This is a genomic window from Pedobacter folensis, from assembly GCF_056490665.1.
On sequence record NZ_JBWJIF010000002.1, the window covers coordinates 882,671 to 906,689 of the forward strand.

The window sequence follows — 24,019 nt, forward strand, 5'->3', positions numbered from 1 at the left end:
GAACCAAACTATCGTATAAGTTTTTTTACAACACCAATAAACAAATGAAAACTAAAGAAGAACCACAAAAAGACCAGAACACCAGACGCGATTTTATCAAAAAAACTGCAATTGGCCTGGCAGCATTTACTATTGTCCCTAGGTATGTATTGGGTGGGCAAGGCTATCTTGCCCCAAGCGATAAATTAACCAAAGCCGTAATCGGCGTCGGCGGAATGGGTAGAGGCCATTTTGGCTATGAGGGTACCCAGGTTGTAGCCATATGTGATGTAGATCAGAACCACCTTAAGCTAGCGGCATCGATGTTAGATAAAGGCGTAAAAACATTTAGTGATTATAGAGAACTTATACAATTACCTGAAGTAGATATTGTACATATTGCTACCCCGCCACACTGGCATGGTATAATGGCGGTAGATGCGGCAAATGCAGGAAAAGATATCTGGTGCGAAAAACCAATGACCCATACCATAGGCGAAGGAAAACGAGTGGTTGAGGCGGTAAAACAACATGGTAGAATGTTTAGGTTAAACACCTGGTTTAGGTTTAAAGATACTTTTTACGGAATGGGTACAACTGTAAAACCGATTAAAAAACTGGTTGATAGCGGCATGTTGGGCTGGCCATTAAAAGTAACCGTAAGTAAACATACCGGCTACGACTGGAAGTTCTATTGGGTGGGCAAAGATCATTTAGAGCCTCAGCCCATACCACCAGAATTGGATTATAATGCATGGTTAGGCCCTGCACCCTATAAACCTTACAATGCCCACAGGGTTCACCAGACTTTTAGAGGTTACTGGGATTATGATGGTGGTGGATTAAGTGATATGGGACAACATTATATCGACCCGATACAATATTTTCTGGGTAAGGATGATACAAACCCGATTTCTGTAGAGGTTGATGCCCCACAACAACATACCGATGCGGTAGGCATTTGGCGCAGAATTACCTATACCTATGCCGATGGCTGCCAGATTATTCTGGATGGTGAAGGTAAAGATACCAATGTACCTTATATAGAAGGACCAAAAGGTAAATTATATCCGGGTTTTAAATCCGACATCCCTGATCTGGAACGTAAACTGGCGCAATTCCCTGATCCTGATCCGGAGATTGTAGAATTTTCAGAATCGGTAAGAACCAGAAAAAAATTCGCTTTAAATGAAGAGAACGGACACCGTTCATGCAACATTGTAAATATTGGTTTGGCTGCCCTAAGATTGGGAAGATCGTTAAAATTCGACCCGGTTAAGCAAGAATTCGTAGATGATGAGGCGGCTAACAGATTGATTAATCCCGTAATGCGTGCACCATTTTCTATTTAAAACATCCCAAAATACGACGATCATGAATAAAAAAATATTATTGGTGCTGTTAGCCATTGTAATGCTTTCCAATGCATTATTTACGGTAAAAGCCCTGGCCCAGGATAAAAAAGACGAAAGAACGACCACCACACGTATTGCCGATTTACTGGCTCAATTACCAGCCAGAGATGCTGCCCAGCTGGAACGTAACATGAAAGAAGTGGCCGATTTAGGTGAGGAAGGATACGTAACCTTAATTAGTGGTTTAACCGCTTCAGCAAAAGGAAATAACGCGCTTATTGAGTACGCCGTAGGCGGTTTTACGGCCTACGCTACAAAAAATGGCCAACAGAACTTAAGGACTATGGCTGTTAGTGCCTATTGCAAATCGCTGGCTAAACTATCCGATAAACAGAATAAAGCATTTATCATCAGTCAGTTCGATTTAGTAGGAAATGATGCTGCGGTATCTTGCTTAACAGATTATTTAACTGACGAGCAATTGGCAGATGAAGCATCTAGAGCACTAGCCAAAATTGGTACGGCCTCTGCTACAAATGCATTAATTAGTGGCTTGAGTAAAGCCAACGGTCAGGCCAAAATTGCTATTGTAGAAGCATTGGGGCATACTAATGCTAAAACAGCATCAACCGCTATTGCGCCATTGGCTACCGGAACAGATAAAGCATTAACCAAAGTAAGTTTGTATGCTTTGGCCAATATTGGTGATGCATCTGCTAAAGAAATTTTGGTAAAAGCTGCTGAACAAGCAGGTTATAAATACGACCAAACCAATGCGGTTGCAGCATTATTGGTGTTTGCACAAAAGACCCTGGCAACAGATAAAAGCGGAGCAGAAACGATAGCTAAAACCATATTAGAAAAAGCAACAGCTGATGATCAGGTAAATGAACGCATTGCGGCCTTAAAATTACTTTCGGCAGCACAAAGTGATCAGCAGGTTTTGTTAGCTGCCATGGCTGATAAACAGTTCGAATATCGTGCAGCTGCGGTTAAATTTGCTGCTGATGGTGTAAATGATACCAATAGTGCAGCCTGGGTAAGCCAGTTAAAAAAGGTGGATGCCCCAACTCAGGTTTCTATTTTAGATATGCTGGCGAATAGTAAAGCAAAATCTGCATTGCCGGCCGTACTCAAACTAATTAAAAGCGACGATCAACAGGTAAAACTGACTGCAATTAATACAGCCGTAAAACTAGGCCAGGAAGAGGTTATAGACGACCTGTTGAAGTTAATGGGCAAAGGAGATGCTGCAGATATTGCTGGCATTGCTAATGGTATTTTAAGAATAAAAGGCGAAAGCGTAGCCACTAAAGTTGGCGCTTATCTTCCGAAAGCTAAACCAGAAGTTCAGGTTGCTTTGATTAATATATTAGCTGCCCGTGCAGCCACAAGCCAAACTGAAGTAATTTATGCTGCATTAAACAGTAAAAAACCTGAAGTGAGAAAGGCAGCATTTCTTTCTTTAAAAGATGTTGCAGCAGCGGAAAATAAAGCACAATTATTTGATCTTTTAAATAAAACCACCGATGCCACAGAACTAACTGCTGTACAAGATGCCATTATCGCTTCGGTAAAAGGATCAGCGGATAAAGAGTCGCAAACCAATGCTATCCTTCAGCAAATGGGTAATACACCTGCTGATAAAAAAGTGCTGTTTTATAAGGTGCTGGGTAGCCTAGGTGGGCAGACGTCGTTAAAGTCAGTATCAGAAGCTTATGCCACAGGCGACGATGCGACTAAAAAAGCTGCAATCGAAGCGCTTTCTTCATGGTCGGATGCAGGCTCTACGGATGCATTGATTAACATTGCCCGTACGACGACCAATCCAGACTTTTTGAACCAGGCGATTGTGGGTTACTTAACTTTGGTAAGGAATACAAAGTATCCTGCCGAACAGCGTTTACTACTCTTACGCAACGCAATGGCAGTGGCCAAAACCCCTGCACAACAACAGCAGATCCTTAAAGATACCGAACAGGCTAAATGTTTTAATGCCATCGTATTTGCAGGTCAGTATTTAGATAATGCTACTTTACAACAGGCTGCGGCCAATGCGGTGATGAACATTACCATGGCCGGAACCTACAATGGCGACATTGTAAAAGGCCTGTTAAATAAAACCATTGCTGTAATTACCGGAGGTGATGCGGGTTATCAGAAAGAGGGTATGCGTAAGTATATTTCTGAAATGAAAGCCGGCGAAGGCTTTGTTCAGGTTTTTAACGGCAAAGATTTATCGGGTTGGAAAGGACTTGTGGCCGATCCGATCAAAAGATCTAAAATGGATGAAAAAACTTTGGCCGAAGCACAAACAAAAGCTGATGCCGAAGCAAAAGAAAGCTGGAAAGTAATTAACGGTGAACTGCAGTTTCAGAGTCATGGCAATAACCTGGCTACTGTTAAAAAGTACGGCGATTTTGAAATGCTGGTAGATTGGAAAATCATCGACGATAAAAAAGGAGAAGGCGATGCGGGCATTTACCTGCGCGGTACACCACAGGTACAAATCTGGGATCTTGCCCGCACAAAAGTGGGTGCTCAGGTAGGTTCCGGTGGTTTGTATAATAACCAGACTAACGAAAGTAAGCCACTTAAAGTAGCCGATAATAAGTTAGACGAGTGGAATACCTTCAGAATTTTAATGAAAGGCGACCGCGTTACCGTTTATCTGAACGGACAATTGGTTACCGACAATGTAATTTTAGAAAATTACTGGAACAGAAGTTTGCCAATCTTTGCAGAAGAACAGATTGAATTACAGGCACATGGATCGCCAGTAGCTTACCGTGATATCTACATCAAAGAAATTCCCCGTCCAAAACCTTTTGAGCTGAGTGCACAAGAGAAAAAAGAAGGATACAAAGTATTATTCGATGGAACCAACATGCATAGCTGGACCGGTAATACCACCGATTATGTAATTGAAGATGGAAATATCGCCATCCGACCTAAACCAGGCAAAGGATCAGGTGGTAACTTATTCACTAAAGAAGAATTCAGCGATTTCGTTTACCGTTTCGAATTTCAGTTAACCCCGGGTGCAAACAACGGTTTAGGAATCAGAGCGCCATTAGAAGGCGATGCAGCTTATGTGGGGATGGAATTGCAGATACTGGATAACGATGCGCCAATTTATAAAGACCTGAAAGTGTACCAGTACCATGGTTCGGTTTATGGTACTATCCCGGCCAAAAGAGGATTTTTAAAACCTACAGGCGAGTGGAACTACGAAGAGGTAATTGCAAAAGGATCGAAAATTAAAGTGATCTTAAACGGCACCGTAATTTTAGATGGCGATATCGAACCCTTTAAGAAAAACGGAACACCAGACCATAAAGAACACCCGGGTTTATCACGTGAAAGTGGGCATATCGGCTTCCTGGGCCATGGTTCTCCTGTGCAGTTCCGTAACATCAGGATTAAAGACCTGAGCAAGAAAGCGACAGATCAGAAAGAAACAGATGTAAAAGCTGCGGGTAAAAAGAAATAAGTTAAATTAGCATCATAACAAGTTAATAATGATAGAAGATAAGGCAAATTCGAAAACCGAAAATTCGAGAAGAAACTTTATTAAAACAACAGCACTTGCCGCCGCTGGATTTATGATCGTACCCCGCCATGTGTTGGGTGGGCCGGGTTTTCTGGCACCAAGCGATCGTTTGCAATTGGCTGGTATAGGCGCAGGTGGCAAAGGAGAGAGTGATATTGCCAGTATTGTTAGGGGAGGGAAAACTGATGTTGCTTTTTTATGCGATGTAGACGATAGAAGGGCGGCAAATTCTTTAAAAAACTTCCCAAAGGCAAAATACTATAAAGATTACCGTGAGTTATTGGATAAAGAAGGCAAAAACATTGATGCTGTAACGGTATCCACACCCGATCATACCCATGCGCAAATTGCCATGGCTGCCATGCAGTTAGGCAAACACGTATATGTTCAAAAACCTTTAACGCACGATATTTATGAAGCCAGGATGTTAACCGAAGCGGCAAACCGCTATAAAGTGGTTACGCAGATGGGTAATCAAGGTGCTTCAGGAGATGGGGTAAGAAGACTTCAGGAATGGTACGATGCAGGCAGGATAGGTAAAGTACATACCGTTTACTGCTGGACTAACCGGCCTGTATGGCCGCAGGGTATTTCATGGCCAACAGGCAAGGCCGAAATACCAAAAGAACTCGATTGGGATTTGTGGTTAGGTAGTGCACCATACAAAGAATATGTAAATAAACTGGTTCCCTTTAACTGGAGGGGCTGGTGGGATTATGGTACCGGTGCCATTGGCGATATGGGCTGTCATCTGGTAGAGCCTCCTTTTAGGGTATTGGGTTTAGATACGCCTATCAGTGTAGAATGCAGCGTGGGCAGCGTGTATGTAGATGAATTTAAACGCGCCTATTTACCGGAAAGTTGTCCGCCATCAAGCCACGTTATTTTAACTTTTGCCAAAACGCCAAAAACCAAACACGAGGTTCAGGTGCATTGGATGGACGGTGGAATCAAGCCCGAGCGTCCGGAAGAATTAGGTCCTAATGAAAGTTTTGGCGATAACGGTGTGCTTTTTATCGGTACCAAAGGTAAAATGATCTGCGAAACCTATGGCAAAAATCCAAAGTTACTGCCACTGTCGCGCAACGAATCAGATAAAACGAAAATTACTATTCCACGTATCACTAATCAGGAAGAAGGCCACTATACTCAATTTGCCGAAGCTGCCATTGCCGGTTATGGAAAAATGGAACTAAGTTCGCCATTTGAAATCGCCGGACCACTTACTGAAACTTTATTGATTGCCAATCTGGCCATTAGAGGAACAGATGTACAGCGCAGAGATGCAGCAGGTAAAATCAGTTATCCGGGCCGAGATATCAAAATGCTTTGGGATAAAGTAAACATGAAGGTGACCAATTTTGATGAGGTAAACCAGTTTGTGAAACGCGAATACCGCAAAGGTTGGACTTTAGGCGTTTAATTTTGAAAGCTATTACTTTCAACTTTGAAGCGTTCAACCTTAAAACGGTACAACTTTAACTGTATGTCAACAGGAAATAAGAATTTAAAAGTATTAGTGGTAGGCTGTGGCAATATGGGTGCTTCCCATGCCACGGCTTATCATACCTTACCAGGTTTTGAAATATGCGGCTTGGTTTCGACGGGTAAAAGCAAAGAAAAACTTAATGAAAAATTAGGTGGGCAATATGATTTGTATACTGATTTTTACGAGGCGCTCGAAATAACCAAGCCCGATGCCGTTTGCATCTCTACCTATCCCGATACACACGAAGCTTATGCTATCAAATCTTTCGAAAGCGGTTGTCATGTGTTTATCGAAAAACCATTGGCTGATAGTGTAGCAGGTGCAATAAAGGTAGCAGAAGCCGCAAAAAAAGCAAACAAAAAGTTGCTCGTAGGATATATTCTCCGCTACCATCCATCCTGGGAAAAATTTACTGAGCTGGCTCAGGAAATGGGAAAACCTTTAGTAATGCGCATGAATCTGAACCAACAGAGCCATGGACCTAAATGGACGGTACATCGTAACCTGATGAAGAGTTTAAGTCCCATTGTAGACTGTGCCGTACATTACATCGATATCATGTGCCAGATGACCCGATCGAAACCTGTACAGGTGAGTGCCATTGGAGCAAGACTGACTAACGATATACCGGAATGGAATTACAATTATGGCCAATTGCAGATCCGTTTTGAAGATGGTTCTGTCGGATGGTACGAAGCTGGCTGGGGCCCGATGGTAAGCGATAATGCTTTTTTTATTAAAGATGTTTTTGGCCCGAAGGGATCAGTTTCCATCACGGCTAAAAAAGCAGGTGCCGCAGGAAACTCTGATAACATTGATGCACATACCAAAACCGAATCGATTAAAATACATCATGCCGATTTAGACGAACATGACGAATTCAGCAAAGCCGATAATTGGGTAGACCTTACTGATGAACCCGATCATCAGGAATTGTGCAACCGTGAACAAAGGTATTTCTTAAAAGCAATTACGGAAGGTATCGATTTAACCAATGCCACTGACGACGCTGTAAACAGCCTGAAGATTGCTTTTGCCTGTGATGAATCGGTGAAAACTGGTGAAATGATCCGCCTAAAATAAAATTCTTGCACTATTTCTACTACTACGATCGTCCTGCTGAACTTGTTTCAGCATCTATGTGTTTAGCGAATTCAGAAATAGAACATCTTATGGAAAGACTTGGTTAGTTTTTAAGGAACCAGACCTAATCGGTTGATAGTTCAAAAGGTACTCCCCAAGTCTATCCATATTTTCCTTTAACCCCTCCTCCGCTTTATGCACTTTAACTATCGTTTCGCGCATCTCCGCGGTATCGAATAACATTGTCCAGTCTATCCGGCTATCTTCACCCTGTGCTTCAAAAAGAACTGTTGTAAAGAAATGTGGGTTAAAGTGTTCGAACACAATTTTTTTAAGTGGAATAATCTCTTTAAAAATACTGCGGTTGGCATAGTCTTTATCATCAGGCCCATGTAAAGTCAGTTTCCATTCACCGCCCGCCTGCAAATCCATTTTATGGATGGTCGCACTGAAGCCTTTTGGTCCCCACCAGTTTTTAAGGTGATCGGGGTTAGTCCAAACCTCCCAAAGCAATTGAATATTTGCTTTGAAAGCTCCCTTAATCTGCATCGATCTGTTTTCTGTTTTTTCCATTACAGCAATTTTTTACTCTGATCATCTAAGTTAAAAAATATTGCACAGACATTAACGCAGTATGTGCGTGGGTATTTCTCACTTATTTTTAATCTAAATTGCTTTGATTCAGATTTGTTTTTTTTATATAATTACAAAATGAAATTTAAACTATTAATTCTCTCAATTCTTGTTTCTTCGTCTATTCAGGCACAAACAAATTTGAACCCAGGTTGGGAATATTTTTTTAAAAACAACCGGACAGCAGCACGCGATTTTTTCACTAAGGCAGCACTTAAACCCGCATTTTCTGATGAAGCGAATGTTGCGCTATCTATGATGACAGAAATGGATCGGCCGGCCAATGAAGGTTTTAACTACCTAAATAAATTATCCAATACTTCTAAAAACCCGCAGTCATACCTTGTTGCACTTTGGAGCGATTTGCCTAATAATGCTTCGAGGATAAAAACGGCGGAGCAATTGGAGTTTTATAAAAAACTGGCGACAAGAAAAGATGTTGATGGTACCATTAATGCATTGGCCTATGCATCATTAGGTTCGCATTTCGAAGAAAAAAAACAATACACCGAAGCCGATCAGTATTTCAATAAAATAGGCGAAATCGAAAATTGGTTAATCACGGGCGAATATGAAAATATTTCGACCAGTGGTTTCGATAAACCTTATGATGATATTTTAGCCCACCCAGAACTTAATTATGTTTTTACCGGTAAAAAGAACCGCAAATTTAGCTGGAGAACAGTGCCTTATGTAAGACATGATAAATGGTTCGATTTTACCTATTATAACACTTACGAAAATGCATTACAGTTTGCCCAAACTTTTGTTAATGCACCCGCAAGTACCACCGCACAATTAAGAATTGGCGTATCCGGATCGGTAAAGGTTTGGGTAAACGATCAGCTTTTAATCAGTGAGTCTGAAGAAAGAAATAACGACCTTGATGCCTACATCGTACCGGTTAAATTAAACCAAGGCTACAACCGCGTTTTGGTGCAGATAGGCGAGAGTTATGCTGGCCGATCGAATTTTATGCTGCGGTTAACTGATGCCAACGGAACGCCATTAAACAATCTGTCTACTACGAGCACGCCGCAGGCATATTCAAAAGAAACAAGTCCGGTTCCTGCGCAGCTAAAACCAGTTGGCTTTAAATATTTCGAAGATGCCCTAAAAGCAAAACCACAAAGCTATTTAAATCAGTTAATGATGGCCAAGCTTTATTTGCGTTTGGGAAATGTGTTCGATGCAAGGTTGATTCTCGAGAAACTTAAAAAACGTTTTCCCGAAAGCACCTATCTCAACCTGATGATGATAGAACTGTTTGTTAAAGCCGATAACAGAACAGGTATTGAAACACTCAGGGAAGAAATTAAAACACACGATCCGGAATGTTCTTTGGCTTTAGAACTCGTATACACGGAGCACTTTCAACAGAATGATTATGTGCGTGCAAAGGAAGTTCTTGCTAAACTGGAGAAAATTTACGGAGAGGATGAAGCTGTGCTGCTGAAAAAACTCAATATACTCGGTCAGGAGAAAAAGCAACCTGAAATTATAGCCCTGGTGGAGAAAATTTATCCTCAATATTTAAGTTCAGCTGATATTGTCAATTTAAAATACCTGATTGAAGTGCAGATCAGGAAGAACCCTAAAGCGATTGATATTTTGCAGAAATATATTGATGAGAATAACGATTACAAGGCCGCTAAATATGTAGCAAAGTTACATTTGGATAAAGGAGAAACCGATGCCGGTATTGATATTTACAAAAAGGAATTAGCGAACGATCCGATCGGATTTGCAATCTACACCGACCTTGCAGGTATTTATTATCAGTTGCAACAATACGATGAGGCTGAAAAATTATATTTAAAAGTACTCGAAATTGATCCTAACAATGCATTTGTATATTCTCAGTTAGGTACGCTCTACAATGCAAATAAACAGAAGGAGAAAAGTGTTAAAGCATACGAAAAGAGCTTACAAATCAACCCTAATAATTACACGGTTATCCAGTTGTTAAGAACACTTCAGGATAAAAAAGCCGTATTCGATTATTTCGACAAACCCGATGTTAAAAGCCTGGTGAGCAAGGCGCCGTCTAAAACCGAATATCCCGATGGGCAGGTTGTCGTTTTAAATAATGAAGTGCAGAAAGTTGTATATGAAAATGGCGGATCGGAAGAGAAGCACTTTTTTACAGCAAAAATATTAACCCAAAAAGGACTGGAAAGCTTTAAAGAATATTCGATTTCATACAACAACGATCAGAATTATGCTGTAGAAATAGCGGAGGTGATAAAAGCAAACGGAATAAAAGTTCCTGCCGAAACCAATAATAACGAATTGGTGTTTACAAACCTCGAAATTGGCGATGTGATTAATATCCGTTACAAAATCGAAAATTTCCATGTCGGGGCAATGTCTACACACTTCTGGGACTCTTTCTATTTTAGCGATGGTTTAGATAACCTTAACATTAAATATTCATTGTTAATCCACCGTGATAAAGCCTTTAAATATGTGTTTTCACAACAGGATATTGCGCCGGTTAAAACAGCGAAAGATGAGTTTGACCTGTATGTATGGGAAAAGAATAAACAGGAAGCTTTGAGGTATGAAGATAAAATGCCTCCAATGGATGATGTAACCAATATGCTTTATTTATCATCTATACCCGACTGGAAATTTATTGCAGATTGGTACGACAATATTGCATCGGCTAAAGCGCGGAGCAGTTATGAAATAAAAACAGTAGTAAACGATTTGTTTGCCGGTAAAAGTAATTTGGATGATTTAACCAAAATCAAGATGATTTATAATTACATCATTACCAACATCGCATACAGTTCAGTATCGTTCAGGCAAAGTGGTATTATTCCTCAAAATCCATCAACGGTTATTAACACCAGAATTGGCGATTGCAAAGATGTATCTACGCTATTTGTGAGTATGTGTAAGGAGGCTGGAATTACAGCAACGCTGGCTTTAGCCAATACCAGAGATCGCGGACAAAATACATTATTGTTGCCTAGTATTGAATTTAACCACTGTATTGCCAAATCTACCATCGGAGGGAAAGATTACTGGGTTGAGCTTACTTCGGGAACCTTGCCTTTTAATACTTTCAGCAATACATTTTTGGGTTCTAATATCCTCGAAATTAATAAAACAAGCACGGCGTTGACCAAGTTTAATCCTGGTATAAGAGGAAGAAATATGATGGGCTACAAAACCGAGGTTAAACTGGAAAATGCCGACATGACGGTTAAAGAAACCAATTGGAATACTGGATCAATGTCTAGCTATATCAGAAGTGTTTTTAACGATTTGAGCAGTGCAGATCAAATTAAGAAAATGAAAGAGGATCTAACCAGTATTTATCCTGAAAACGAGATTTATAACCTTACTTTTACCAACCTCAATACTTCAAAATCGAGTTCAGATACTGTTGGAACAGCCTGTTCATATAAGTTGCTCAACGTCAGTAAAAGTGTAGCGGGCATGTCGATATTCTCTATTCCATGGTCAAACAAGTCTTATGCAACAGCCTTACAGGTGGTTGCGCCACGGAAATTTGGTATCGATCTTACCCAGCTTTTTGGTGTAGATGAGTCTAATCAGGAATTATCATTAGAACTTCCAACCGGAAAAGCGATGGTTCAGCCTTTTAAAGCTGTTCAACTGAGTAATGATTTTGTTGATTTTAAACTCGAAAGCGTACAGCAAGGGAATAAACTTGTTTTAAAACGGACTTTTGCACTAAAGAAAGATTATGTTCCTTTAGATAAGATCGATCAGTTTAAGGCTTTCTATAAAGAAATGGCCGACGCCGATGATCAGCAACTGGCCATGAAATAAAATGAGCTATTGGTAATTCACTTCGAATTTGTCACATTAAGCTTGCCGAAACGCCCTTTAAGATATTTAAAACAGGTCCTTCGGCAAGCTATTGTGACAGATCCCAAAAAAAGGTCGTCATTGCGAGGAGGAATCCCGAATGTTCGGGAAAGCAACCTTTGCAAAAAAATTATACCTCTTTATTTTTTCCTTTTATTTCTATATGCTTTAGGCGACATCCCCATTTGACGTTTAAAAAAGCGGGAAAAATAAAACGGATCACTCATGCCAATTTCTGTTGTGATCTCTTTTATGCGCATAGGGGTAAACATCAAATACTGACAGGCTTTTTGGAGTTTAAGGTGATTTACATATTCCATAGGCGGATACCCTGTTTTTTGCTTAAACAAAAAAGATAAATGAGAAGCAGAAATATTTAAATCAGTGGCCATCTGCGTTAATGATAATGTTTGCTGAATATTATTCGTCATATAATCAATCGCTCTGTTTACAATACCCAGATCCTGGTTAGTTTTGTCGATATCGAACTTATTTTGGTAGGCAAAGCTTCCTAAAAAGTGATAGAAGCAAAGGCTGGAATACTCCATGTTTTCAACACTGTAACCACGCTCAAGCTGATGGTATATCGTGTCGAATAGTGCTATTCTTTTTTCAGAATAATGGATAAATTCTTTACCGTTATTTAGCCGTAAACTGATGTCATTTACGATAGAATCGGCATTTTGGCCGGTAAAGTGTGCCCAATAAATAGTCCATGGATTATTTCCAACGGTACCATAAACATGTTCGGTACCTTTAGGGATGATGAAAAAATTATTGGGTTCTATCTCATAAACTTTTTTGTCTATTTTAACCGTTCCCCGCCCTTCTGTACAGTAAATAAGAATATGTTCATTTGTGCCATTTGCCCTTTTTCGGTAATGAAAACGTGCTTTAGGGTAATAACCTATACTGTTTACGCACATGCTGTTGATTACACTATTGCTTGCGCAAGTTTTGGATAGTATTTTTTTTGGCACTATTACGGCCTTTTGCCCCTCAAAACCATCATTTTTTTTTATCATTCTATTTTTTTACAAGAAAGTAAGAAAATCCATTATTATCCTCAATCCGTGCATTGAAATGTTACCGCGGTATACTGATGTTTGTGTATGTTTTGTATTTATCAATAACCAAATATATGCACACAATGTCTCAAAGCAAATTTAATACGGCTTACATCACTTTCATCTCCTTACTTGCGGCAGGCGGGGGTTATTTATTCGGCTTCGATTTCGCCGTAATATCAGGCAGTTTACCCTTTTTAGAGAAACAATTTCAGCTTACCCCTTACTGGGAAGGTTTTGCAACCGGCAGTTTAGCTTTAGGCGCAATGGTAGGCTGTCTGATTGCCGGTTATGTGTCTGATGCGTATGGACGTAAGCCGGGGTTAATGATTGCAGCATTTGTGTTTTTAGCTTCGTCCTTAGCGATGGCTATGGCGCCAAACCGTGATTTTTTTATTGTTTCCAGGTTTTTTTCCGGCATAGGGGTTGGCATGGCATCCATGTTATCGCCCATGTATATCGCCGAATTGGCACCTCCAAAATTTAGAGGGCGACTGGTTGCCATTAATCAGTTAACGATTGTATTGGGGATATTGATTACGAACCTGATCAATTATACGTTAAGAAATACTGGCGACGATGCCTGGCGCTGGATGTTTGGGCTTGGGGCAATCCCATCAGGTATCTTCCTTATAGGCATTTCAATACTCCCTGAAAGTCCGAGGTGGCTAGTACAAAAAGGTAAAAACGAAAAAGCACTTAAAGTTTTAAATAAGATCGGGAATCATGAATTTGCTGCCGATGCTTTAAAAAATATAGAGCAAACCTTGCAACGCAAATTCAATGTGGAGCACGCAAGTATATTCAATAAAATGTATTTCCCTGCAGTGATGATCGGTATCGGTCTGGCTATTTTTCAGCAGTTCTGTGGCATTAATACCGTTTTTAATTACGCACCTAAATTGTTTGAAAGCATAGGTACCTCGCAGGATGACCAGCTTTTACAAACAGTGTTTATTGGAGCGGTAAATGTGATATTCACGATTTCGGCCATGTTTTTAGTCGATAAAATAGGAAGAAAACCATTAATGCTGATCGGGGCAGGTGGTTTGGCCGTTTTGTATGTGCTCATCTCTCAGTTGTTGGCATCTGGCTCTACCATGGTTTCCTGGTTTTTATTGAGTGCCATCGGCGTTTATGCGGTTTCGCTGGCACCGGTTACCTGGGTGCTCATTTCGGAGATATTTCCAAACAAAGTGCGTGTAAAAGCCACTACCTGGGCTATACTGTGTTTATGGGGTGCATATTTTGTGCTTGTATTTACCTTTCCAATTTTATTCGATTGGCTCAAAGAAAGTATTTTTTACATCTATGCAGCAATCTGCACTTTAGGCTGTATTGGGATCTGGAAATTTGTTAAAGAAACCAAAGGAAAAACCCTCGAAGAAATCGAAGATATACAGATGGTACATTAAACCTGGTTTACTATAAAATAATTACCGCACTCAACAAACCATGCAGATTAAACCTGCAATGCAATAACATTACTATTTACGATTAACACTTTATATACAATATGGAAGTAAAAGCCTGGGAAGAAAAAGTAATTATCCCTACCTATAAAACGAGCGGGCCAGACAAGAATCCAATGTTTCTTGAAAAGAGAATTTATCAGGGAAGTAGCGGCACGGTTTATCCTCACGCTGTAATAGACCAGGTATATGATGAAAAGGTAGATCAGGAATATCTTGCTGTTTTTCTGGAAAACGATTTTATTAAAATCATGATTTTGCCAGAACTGGGTGGACGCATTCAGATGGCCTACGATAAAACAAATGATTATCATTTTGTTTATTACAACCAGGTTATAAAACCAGCGCTTGTGGGTTTAACTGGCCCCTGGATATCGGGAGGAATAGAGTTTAACTGGCCCCAGCATCACCGTCCCAGCACTTTCGATCCCATAGATTTTACGATTGAAGCACACGCCGACGGGAGCAAAACCGTTTGGGTAAGTGAAATTGAAAAAATGTTCCATACCAAGGGGATGGCTGGTTTCAAATTGTATCCTGAAAGTGCTTACCTCGAAATTACAGGTAAACTTTATAACAGAACGGCATTACCGCAAACCTTTTTGTGGTGGGCAAATCCGGCGGTTGCAGTAGATGAACATTATCAATCTGTTTTTCCACCGGATGTAACAGCCGTTTACGATCATGGAAAAAGAGATGTCTCACTTTTTCCGATAGCTAAGGGGACTTATTATAAAAAGGATTATGCACCAGGTACCGATATTTCATGGTACAAAAATATACCTGTGCCTACCTCATTTATGGCCGTAGGTTCTGATTTCGATTTTGTTGGTGGCTATCACCATCAAAAACAAGCAGGAATTTTACACATTGCCAATCACCATATTTCGCCGGGTAAAAAACAGTGGACCTGGGGATCTGGTAACTTTGGGCAAATGTGGGATAAACATTTAACGGACGAAGATGGGCCCTATATCGAAATAATGACAGGTGTTTATACCGATAATCAGCCAGATTTTTCGTGGATTATGCCCAATCAGGAAATAACTTTTACCCAATATTTTCTGCCTTACAAAGAAATCGGTTACGTTAAAAATGCTACAAAAGATGCCTTAGTTAACTTAACATTTAACGGCGACACCGCAAATGTTAAAGTTTATGCTACAGCCATTCAGGATCAGGCCAATATTACCTTGAAGTTAAAAGGACAAATCCTTTTTAGCAGCCAGGAGAACCTATCACCACTTAAAGCTTTCGAAACCACCATTAAACTGCCCGAAAACTATGTTGAACAAAATATAGAATTGATGGTCAGTAATTCGGCAGGGGAAAAATTAGTGGTTTATTCGCCAATAGCGGTAAAGGATGTAGATGTTTCGCCAGAAGCAGCCAAACCCTTAGTGGCGCCTAAGGCGATGAAAACGAATGAAGAACTTTACATGGCCGGACTTCATTTAGAGCAGTACAGACACGCCACCTATTCGGCCAAGGACTATTATGAAGAAGCGCTGAAACGGGATGATACCGATATCAGAAATAACAATGCATTAGGCTTATATTATTTTAGAAGAGGGCAATTTGCCGTTTCTGAAAAGTATTTTCAAAGTGCAGTTAACACCTTAACCAGGCATAATCCAAATCCTTACGATGGTGAACCCTTATATCATTTAGGATTGAGCCTGTTATATCAGGATAAGCTTAACGATGCTTATGATAAGTTTTACAAGGCAGCCTGGAATGTAGCACAGCAAGACAACGCTTATCTGCAGTTAGCCAAAATAGAAACCATTAGAAATAATTGGAATGAGGCCCTGCAATTGGTAGATCGGGCCCTGATCCGAAATGCACATGGTTTTAAAGCAAGGCACTTAAAAACATTGCTGTTACGCAAATTACATAGATTCGACGACGCGGCGAAACTAGCTGCCGAAACATTATCGATTGATCATTTTGATTTCGGGTCTATCTATGAATTATCTTTAATCCATCAGCAAAACCCTGCTGAAAGCCAGAAATGGGTAGAGATTTTAAAAGAAAGATTAAGGGATAATGCACATAGCTACATTGAAATCGCCATCGATTATGCGACCTCTGGCAGGTATGAAGAAGCAATTGCTTTATTGTTGTTATGCGAAAATAAAGAACAGCAACCTTTATACTTTTATTACCTGGCCAACTATAACGCCAAATTAGGTAATAAAGAAAAAGCTCATCAGTATCTGTCCATGGGCTTTGAACTGGGGCCGGATAAAGTATTTCCCAATCGCTTAGAGGATATTGAAATCTTAAAATTTGTGACCAAAGAAAATCCACAGGATGATAAGGCATTTTATTATCTGGGCAATTTATGGTACGATAAAAGGCAATATAAAGAAGCCATAAACTGCTGGAATGCGTCGGTAAGTATAAATCCTGATTTTGCCTCAGTAAACCGTAATTTAAGCATCGCTTATTATAATCGGGATAACAATGAAGAGAAAGCATTGTCTTTCATGGAGAAAGCATTTTTTAACGACCCCACAGACGCCAGGGTATTGTTGGAATTGGATCAGCTGCATAAAAGATTAAATTATTCCATTTCTTACAGATTGACTTTTCTGGAAAAATATAAAGCACTCCTATTAAACAGGGATGACCTGTACCTGGAGTACCTCACATTAAAAAATCTAAACGGAGATTTAGATGAAGCCTTAGCATTATTAACCAGCCGTAAATTTCATCCTTGGGAAGGTGGAGAAGGTAAAGTAAGTAAACAATATGTTTTTGCAAAAGTAGGTTTAGCAAAAATGGCCATTAAAGAAGGCGATTATACCGGGGCGATAAAATTACTGAATGATGCAACTGGATATCCTGAGAATTTGGGCGAAGGCAAGCTGTACGGTACCAGAGAAAACGATATTGATTATTGGCTGGGCGTAGCATACCGTAATTTAGGTGATCAAAAAAATGCAGAAGCATATTTTACCAGTGCAAGTGCAGGAGATATGGAGCCAACTGCGGCTATATTTTACAATGATGCACAACCCGATGCCATATTTTACCAGGGATTGGCCTACCGTGAGCTGAAGGATAATCTTGCTGCAAATGAAAAGTTTAATAGCTTAATCGATTATGGAAAACGCCATATGGATGACAACATTAAGCTGGATTATTTTGCCGTATCCTTACCCGATCTGATGATTTTTGATGATGACCTGAATAAACGCAACAAAGTGCATTGCCTGTACATGGCCGCATTAGGATATACTGGCCTGGAAGAAAACAACCTTGCAGAACAAAGTATAAACGAAATATTGATGCTGGATAACGGACATCTGGGTGTAAGGGCAATAACCAATCACACCAATTCAGTTAAAAACTGATCTTATATTACAAACCAAAGCATCATGAGCATATCGTCCACAAAAAGGAATGGTAAATGTTCATGATGGCTTAAAACCATAAAAAACAACAGATAAAAAATGAAAAGATATTTTCATATAAAAGGGTTTTTGATTTTTATAATTTTCATCTTTCTCCACTTAAATAGTAGCGCCCAGCATATCATTTCATTAGCCGGTAAATGGTCTTTTGAGTTAGATCCCGATAGTCTGGGTTACAAACAAAACTGGTCAAAAAAAGTACTCCAAAAGTCGATACAACTACCCGGTACTACCGATCAGGCTGGATATGGAACGGTTACCAAAGGTTCTGATTATGGAATACTTACCCGTGCACATAAATATGTCGGACCAGCCTGGTATCAAAAAAAAATAACCATTCCTGCGGCATGGAACAATAAAAAGGTTAACCTTTTTTTAGAACGTGTTTTATGGGAAAGTAAAGTATATGTTGATGGCAAAGAGGTTTCAGCCCTATCACCATTATATATTGCACACCAACATGCTTTGGGTAGGCTAAGCAAAGGTGTACATACCATTACCATCTGTGTCAATAATGATATGGTTCATAATATTGGCGATAAAGGCCATGGCTATTCAGAATATACGCAAAGTATCTGGAATGGGGTGGTAGGCCGTATCGAGCTGCAAAAACAGGAAGATGTTGCCATTCATACAGTTAAAACTTATCCCGATCTTTCGGCAAAAAGCCTGCGGTTAGAGGCCTTGATCAACAACTCGCTGCAAAAGAAAATGCCACTCATCCTTACAGCTACCCTAAAAGATCAGAAAACAGGGAAGGTAATCCGTACGCAGCAACAGCAGGTAGTGGCAAAGCCTGGCCAAGCGAAATACGATATGGTTCTTAATCAATTAAAAGGAGTTAATGCCTGGGATGAATTTGACCCTGCTTTATATCAGGTTGCCCTGCAAATTAAAAATGGCATTTCGGCTGCATCCTGGACTGATGTAATCGGATTTAGAAAATTAAGCACCACGGCACATAAAATTTTAGTAAACGACAAAGTTTCGTACATCAGGGGGAATTTGGATTGTGTACACTTTCCGCTAACCGGTTATCCCTCTACCAATGATAAAGATTGGGAAAAGATTTTTCAAAAGTACAAAGACTATGGCCTGAATACGGTCCGTTTTCACTCCTGGTGTCCGCCGGAAGCTGCCTTCAGGGTTGCCGATAGAATGGGTATTTACATCCAGGCTGAAGTCCTGTGGATCGATTGGTGGATGTCTAAACCCAATCCAGACCGCCCGGAAATGGACACAAAAGGTTTTCCGCAGGGTTTAGGGAAAAATCCCAGTGCCGATAAATTTGTACAGGAAGAAATGAAGCGTATAGTAGATACTTATGGCAATCATCCATCTTTCCTTTTCTTCTGTATTGGTAATGAACTCGGAAATTCTGATTTTACAGTAATGCAGGAATGGATTAAAAAAGTAAAACAAGAAGATCCACGTCGCTTATATGCTGTTTCTACGGCCAGAAAAATCACCCCGGTTGACGATTATATGGTTACCCATAATATCCCCGGCGTAGGTGGTACTTATGGTAACAGCATCAATAAAACCGATGCCGATTTAGAAAAGAATTACGGCAAGGCTACTATTCCGATCATTGCACACGAGGTGGGGCAGTATCCTGTTTATCCCGAATGGAAAGAAATTGATAAATATAAAGGCGTTTTAAAAGCACGTAACCTCGAAGGCTTTAAAGAAATGGCGCAAAAAAATGGCATTGTAGGTCAGGATGCCGATTTTCATCAAGCCAGCGGCGCTTTGCAACAATTGTTATATAAAAATTTAATAGAGAATGTACTGCTTGCACCATCGAGTGCTGGTTTTCAGCTGCTGAGCATGCAGGATTACCAGGGACAGGGTGAAGCTTTAATCGGTTGGTTAGATGCTTTCTGGGAGGATAAGGGGATAGCCGATCCTAAGGTATTCAGACAACATTCAAATGCCGTTGTACCATTAATCCGCATTAACAGTTTTACATTTACGGAAAGCGATACCATCAAATTATCAATGGAGGTGGCCAATTATTTCAAACAAGATATTGGTGCAAAACTGAACTGGCAATTAACGGATGATGGTGGACATGTAATTAAAAGTGGTACAGCTTCAACAGACCGTTTTCCACAGGGAACATTAACCGCGGCCGGACAGTTGACCATCGCCTGTAACAGCTTTCCTGCGCAAGCAAAAAAATATACATTCAGCCTGCAGCTTGCGGGCACAGAATACCGCAATTCATGGCCTTTGTATGTATTCCCAAAAACGCCTGAAATCATAGGTCATAATGCAGTTTATGTAGCTTCCGAATGGGATAATAAAGTTGATAGTGTTTTAAATAATGGTGGTAAAGTATTACTTCTGGCCAGCAAACTGGGTACCAAAAATACAGCTAAGCCAGTTTCTTTTACCCCACTTTTTTGGTCGAGTAGTTTTTTCCCTGGACAGGGAAATGAAACTTTAGGTTCACTGATTAATACCCAAAGTGAAGCCTTTAAAAATTTCCCAACTGATGGTTTTGCCAGTTGGCAATGGTATAAAGCGGGTAGTGGTGCAAAATACTTCGATCTATCGGCAATGCCTGAAGCCTTTAAGCCATTGGTACAGCCCGTTTCCGATTTTCATTACAATAAAAAGCTGGGCAGTATATTCGAAACCAAAGTAGGCACAGGTAAACTGCTGGTTTGTGGTTACGATTTAACCAAAAAAGAAAATGCCTATTTACAGCAACTCAGGTATAGTTTAACGAATTATATGCAGAGCAATGCGTTTAATCCAGGCCAGGCACTTCCAGTTGAAAAACTTAAGGTCATCCTGGCAAAAGTGCCGACAGCAGAAAATCAGAGTTTATTGCCCGATCAGTTTAAAAATGCCATTCTTTATTTAAATGCAGGGAAAAAAGCCGGTACAGCTAAAAGCGACTGGAATAATACGCTGGATGAAGTTGTGGTAAACAAAGGCTTTACGTATGAAGTAAGTGGCGCTAAGGTTTCGAAAGAGAATGAAAAGGGCGGCTGGTCGTCAAGACGGATGAATATTAATATTGCTCCGCCAAATGGAATAAAAGGGTACATCTACCTGCATTTCACCAACCCAAATGCTTCAAAAACATCCGGTATCGTTTCTTTAGAGGGTAGGGAATTGGCCATTGGTGAAATACCAGCTGCGGGCAAATGGATAAAAGTATTTATGATGAGGGAAGATACTAACGATGGAAAGTTAAATATAAACGTAACTGCCGAAGGTGGCGCCAGTATTGAAATAGATCAACTGGTCGTGGTACCAGAAGATTAGTTGCTCATGATATAACTAAAGAACCAATTACTAAATATATTTTTAGATGAAGAAATTATGGTTTGCCTGTTTTTTTCAACTTCTCCTCATCTCAGGCGTGGTTGGACAAGGCAAAAACAAAACTGCAATTGACGAAGCGCAAATAGATCTTGCCGGAACCTGGTTGTTCCGAATGGATTCTCTTAAAGTAGGGGAACAGGAAAAATGGTACAGCAAGCCTGCTCCATTTTTTCAACAAAAAATACAATTGCCCGGTACTACTGATGATGCCGGTTTAGGAAATCCCCTACAATTGAAACCTGAGCTTAAGCGCGCTGTAATGTTGCATTTGTGGCGTAAATTTTCATATGTTGGGGCAGCTTGGTACCAAAAAGAAGTAAATATTCCTGTATCCTGGAATAACAAACAAATATCACTGCTGTTAGAAAGAGTAATCTGGCAAACGGATGTATGGATTGATGGGAAAAGCGTGAATGTACAGGGTGAAAGTCTTAGTGCACCACATGAGTTTGATTTATCAGCTTTTTTGAAACCAGGAAAACATACCATTACCATTAGGATCGATAACAGTAAGAAATTCGATATTGGCGATGGACATGCCTATTCAGCCGAAACACAGATTATCTGGAATGGTGTAATCGGGAAGCTACAGCTGATTTCCCGGCCAAGCATTTATATTAAAAATGTACAGGTTTTTACTGAAGAAAAATTAAAACGGATAAAAGTTGTCAGCGAGATTGAGAATAAGTCTGGTAAAAAAATTACTTCAGCACTTCATTTAACCATAAGTAATCAGGTGAAGTTTAAAAATGCACCTGTTCCGGTATTGCTGAAACCTGGTATAAATACGGTGGTGAATTATATGGCCATTCGATCGGCCATTAAAAAATGGGATGAATTTAATCCATCATTATATAAGCTAAATGCAACGGTAAAATATGGCTCTACAATACATAGCACAAGTGCCAATTTTGCTTTTAGAACATTGCGTAGTAAGGGCTCACAACTGCTCATCAATGATCGGCCTTTGTTTTTAAGGGGAACCTTAGAATGCAATATTTTTCCATTAACCGGGTATCCGCCAATGGAAAAAGCAGGGTGGAAAAAAGTTTTCGAAAGCGCAAAGGCATATGGCTTAAACCATCTCCGTTTTCATAGCTGGTGCCCACCTGAAGCAGCTTTTAGTGCGGCTGATGAAATGGGCTTTTACCTGCAGATCGAATTACCCGCATGGTCGCTTAAAATAGGAACCGATAAATTGGCTGACGATTTTTTTGATAGGGAAGCCAGTAGGATCATCCGGTATTATGGTAACCACCCATCGTTCTGTTTTTGGAGCATGGGCAACGAAATGCAAGGCAACATGAAATGGTTAAGTGATGAGGTTGTTAAATTAAAAGCGCAAGACCAGCGGAGGATGTATACCACTACTTCCTATACCTTTGAACGGGGATTTGGCGATTGGCCGGTAACAGCTGATGATTATTTTATTACGCAACGAACCAAAAAAGGATGGGTACGGGGACAAGGAATTTTTGACGTTGAAGCACCTTCTTTTAACAAAGATTATACTACATCGGTAGATAGTTTGCCCGTTCCACTCATCACCCATGAGATTGGACAATATGCTGTGTATCCCAATATCAATGAAATCTCTAAATATACCGGTGTACTTGCTCCATTAAACTTTATGGCCATTAAAGATGATCTGGAAAAGAAAAAAATGATTTCGTTAGCTGGTGATTTTACAAATGCCAGTGGGAAGCTGGCCGTACTCCTTTACAAAGAAGAAATTGAACGGGCGCTTAAAACCAAAGGAGTAAGTGGATTTCAGTTGTTAGACCTGCACGATTTTCCGGGACAAGGAACTGCACTGGTAGGTATCCTTGATGCATTTTGGGAAAGTAAAGGTTTAATTAAACCAGAAGATTTTAGGAAATTCTGTGCGCCAGTTGTGCCCCTGATCAGATTTGAAAAGGCAACTTACACCAATGATGAAACCTTTAAAGCTAAAATCGAGGTGGCTAATTTTGGCGCGGCTCCCTTAAAAAATGTAAACATAATCTGGCAGATTAAAGGCGATAACAATATGCAAATTGCATCGGGTAAAATAAGCGGTACAAATATTAATCTGGGAAATAGTTCCGTTGTAGGAGAGATTAATGCTGTTTTGACTAAAGTAGATCGGGCACAAAAATTAACGGTACATGTAAGTATTGAAAATACGCTATACAGCAACAATTGGAATATCTGGGTGTACCCTCAAAAAGTGGAGCAAGTAGTTAGAGATGTTATTTTTACTGCCGATTACCAGGAGGCTGCGGATGCTTTAGCACAAGGGAAAAAGGTGTTGTTAAATCCAGTTAAAGAAAAAATAAATGGTGTTGAAGGTAAATTTGTACAGGTTTTTTGGAGCCCGGTTCACTTTCCTAATCAGCCGGGTACGATGGGCTTGTTGATCAACCCGCAACATCCTGCTTTTGAAAACTTCCCTACTGATAATCATACAGACTGGCAATGGTGGGACCTTTGCAAAAAATCAACAACGTTGGAGCTCGATAGTATTGGTTTAGCGCCTTCGGCCATTGTGCTGCGAAATATTGATAATTTTTTTAAAAATAGAAATATGGCCAGCATAGTTGAAGCAAAGGTTGGCAATGGTAAGTTATTGCTCTGTACAATGGATATCAATACCAATATTGCCAATAGGCCAATCGCCAGGCAGTTAAAATACAGCCTGTTGAGGTATATGGAAAGTGACAAATTTAATCCAGTAACCGTATTAGAAAAAGAGTGTTTTAAAAAAATAGAAAAATTGCCAAAGCAAAAATAGTATAA

Annotated in this window: 11 protein-coding genes; 9 read left to right on the top strand and 2 right to left on the bottom strand. The window is 40.1% G+C overall.

What is annotated here, in order from left to right:
- Positions 1-44 precede the first annotated feature (44 nt).
- From AC04QZ_RS12415 to AC04QZ_RS12430, 4 genes are all read left to right on the top strand, one after another.
- Positions 45-1,331, top strand: coding sequence for a Gfo/Idh/MocA family oxidoreductase (locus AC04QZ_RS12415; protein WP_478358011.1), 1,287 nt, complete (start codon positions 45-47; stop codon positions 1,329-1,331).
- A 22-nt stretch (positions 1,332-1,353) separates the two neighbouring features.
- Positions 1,354-4,827, top strand: a complete 3,474-nt coding sequence (locus tag AC04QZ_RS12420) for a 3-keto-alpha-glucoside-1,2-lyase-like domain-containing protein (protein ID WP_478358012.1) — start codon at positions 1,354-1,356, stop codon at positions 4,825-4,827.
- Between the two features lie 28 nt (positions 4,828-4,855).
- A complete protein-coding gene (locus AC04QZ_RS12425; RefSeq protein ID WP_478358013.1) occupies positions 4,856-6,310 on the top strand; it encodes a Gfo/Idh/MocA family protein in 1,455 nt (484 codons plus the stop codon).
- A gap of 63 nt (positions 6,311-6,373) precedes the next feature.
- Positions 6,374-7,459 carry a Gfo/Idh/MocA family protein gene (locus tag AC04QZ_RS12430; protein ID WP_478358014.1) on the top strand — a complete coding sequence of 362 codons (1,086 nt, stop codon included), beginning with the start codon at positions 6,374-6,376 and terminating at the stop codon, positions 7,457-7,459.
- Positions 7,460-7,546: 87 nt separating this feature from the next.
- Here AC04QZ_RS12430 and AC04QZ_RS12435 read toward each other — a convergent pair whose 3' ends face one another.
- Positions 7,547-8,032, bottom strand: coding sequence for an SRPBCC domain-containing protein (locus AC04QZ_RS12435; RefSeq protein ID WP_478358015.1), 486 nt, complete (start codon positions 8,030-8,032; stop codon positions 7,547-7,549).
- 138 nt (positions 8,033-8,170) lie between these two features.
- Between AC04QZ_RS12435 and AC04QZ_RS12440 the strand changes: the two genes are divergently transcribed.
- Complete coding sequence (locus AC04QZ_RS12440) at positions 8,171-11,899, top strand: tetratricopeptide repeat protein (protein ID WP_478358016.1); 3,729 nt, start codon at positions 8,171-8,173, stop codon at positions 11,897-11,899.
- Between the two features lie 179 nt (positions 11,900-12,078).
- Here the strand turns inward: AC04QZ_RS12440 and AC04QZ_RS12445 are convergent, their stop codons facing one another.
- The gene (locus AC04QZ_RS12445; RefSeq protein ID WP_478358017.1) at positions 12,079-12,963 is read right to left on the bottom strand and encodes an AraC family transcriptional regulator; all 885 of its coding nucleotides are present in this window, start codon (positions 12,961-12,963) and stop codon (positions 12,079-12,081) included.
- A 125-nt stretch (positions 12,964-13,088) separates the two neighbouring features.
- Between AC04QZ_RS12445 and AC04QZ_RS12450 the strand changes: the two genes are divergently transcribed.
- The 4 genes from AC04QZ_RS12450 (at position 13,089) to AC04QZ_RS12465 (ending at position 24,014) form a co-directional block, all read left to right on the top strand.
- Complete coding sequence (locus AC04QZ_RS12450; RefSeq protein ID WP_478358018.1) at positions 13,089-14,420, top strand: sugar porter family MFS transporter; 1,332 nt, start codon at positions 13,089-13,091, stop codon at positions 14,418-14,420.
- Positions 14,421-14,521: 101 nt separating this feature from the next.
- On the top strand, positions 14,522-17,839 hold the full coding sequence (locus tag AC04QZ_RS12455) for a tetratricopeptide repeat protein (protein WP_478358019.1): 3,318 nt from the start codon (positions 14,522-14,524) through the stop codon (positions 17,837-17,839).
- Positions 17,840-17,938: 99 nt separating this feature from the next.
- Positions 17,939-21,181: a glycoside hydrolase family 2 TIM barrel-domain containing protein gene (locus tag AC04QZ_RS12460; protein WP_478358020.1), complete on the top strand. Its 3,243-nt coding sequence runs from the start codon at positions 17,939-17,941 to the stop codon at positions 21,179-21,181.
- A gap of 46 nt (positions 21,182-21,227) precedes the next feature.
- Positions 21,228-24,014, top strand: coding sequence for a sugar-binding domain-containing protein (locus tag AC04QZ_RS12465; RefSeq protein ID WP_478358021.1), 2,787 nt, complete (start codon positions 21,228-21,230; stop codon positions 24,012-24,014).
- Positions 24,015-24,019: the final 5 nt, after the last annotated feature.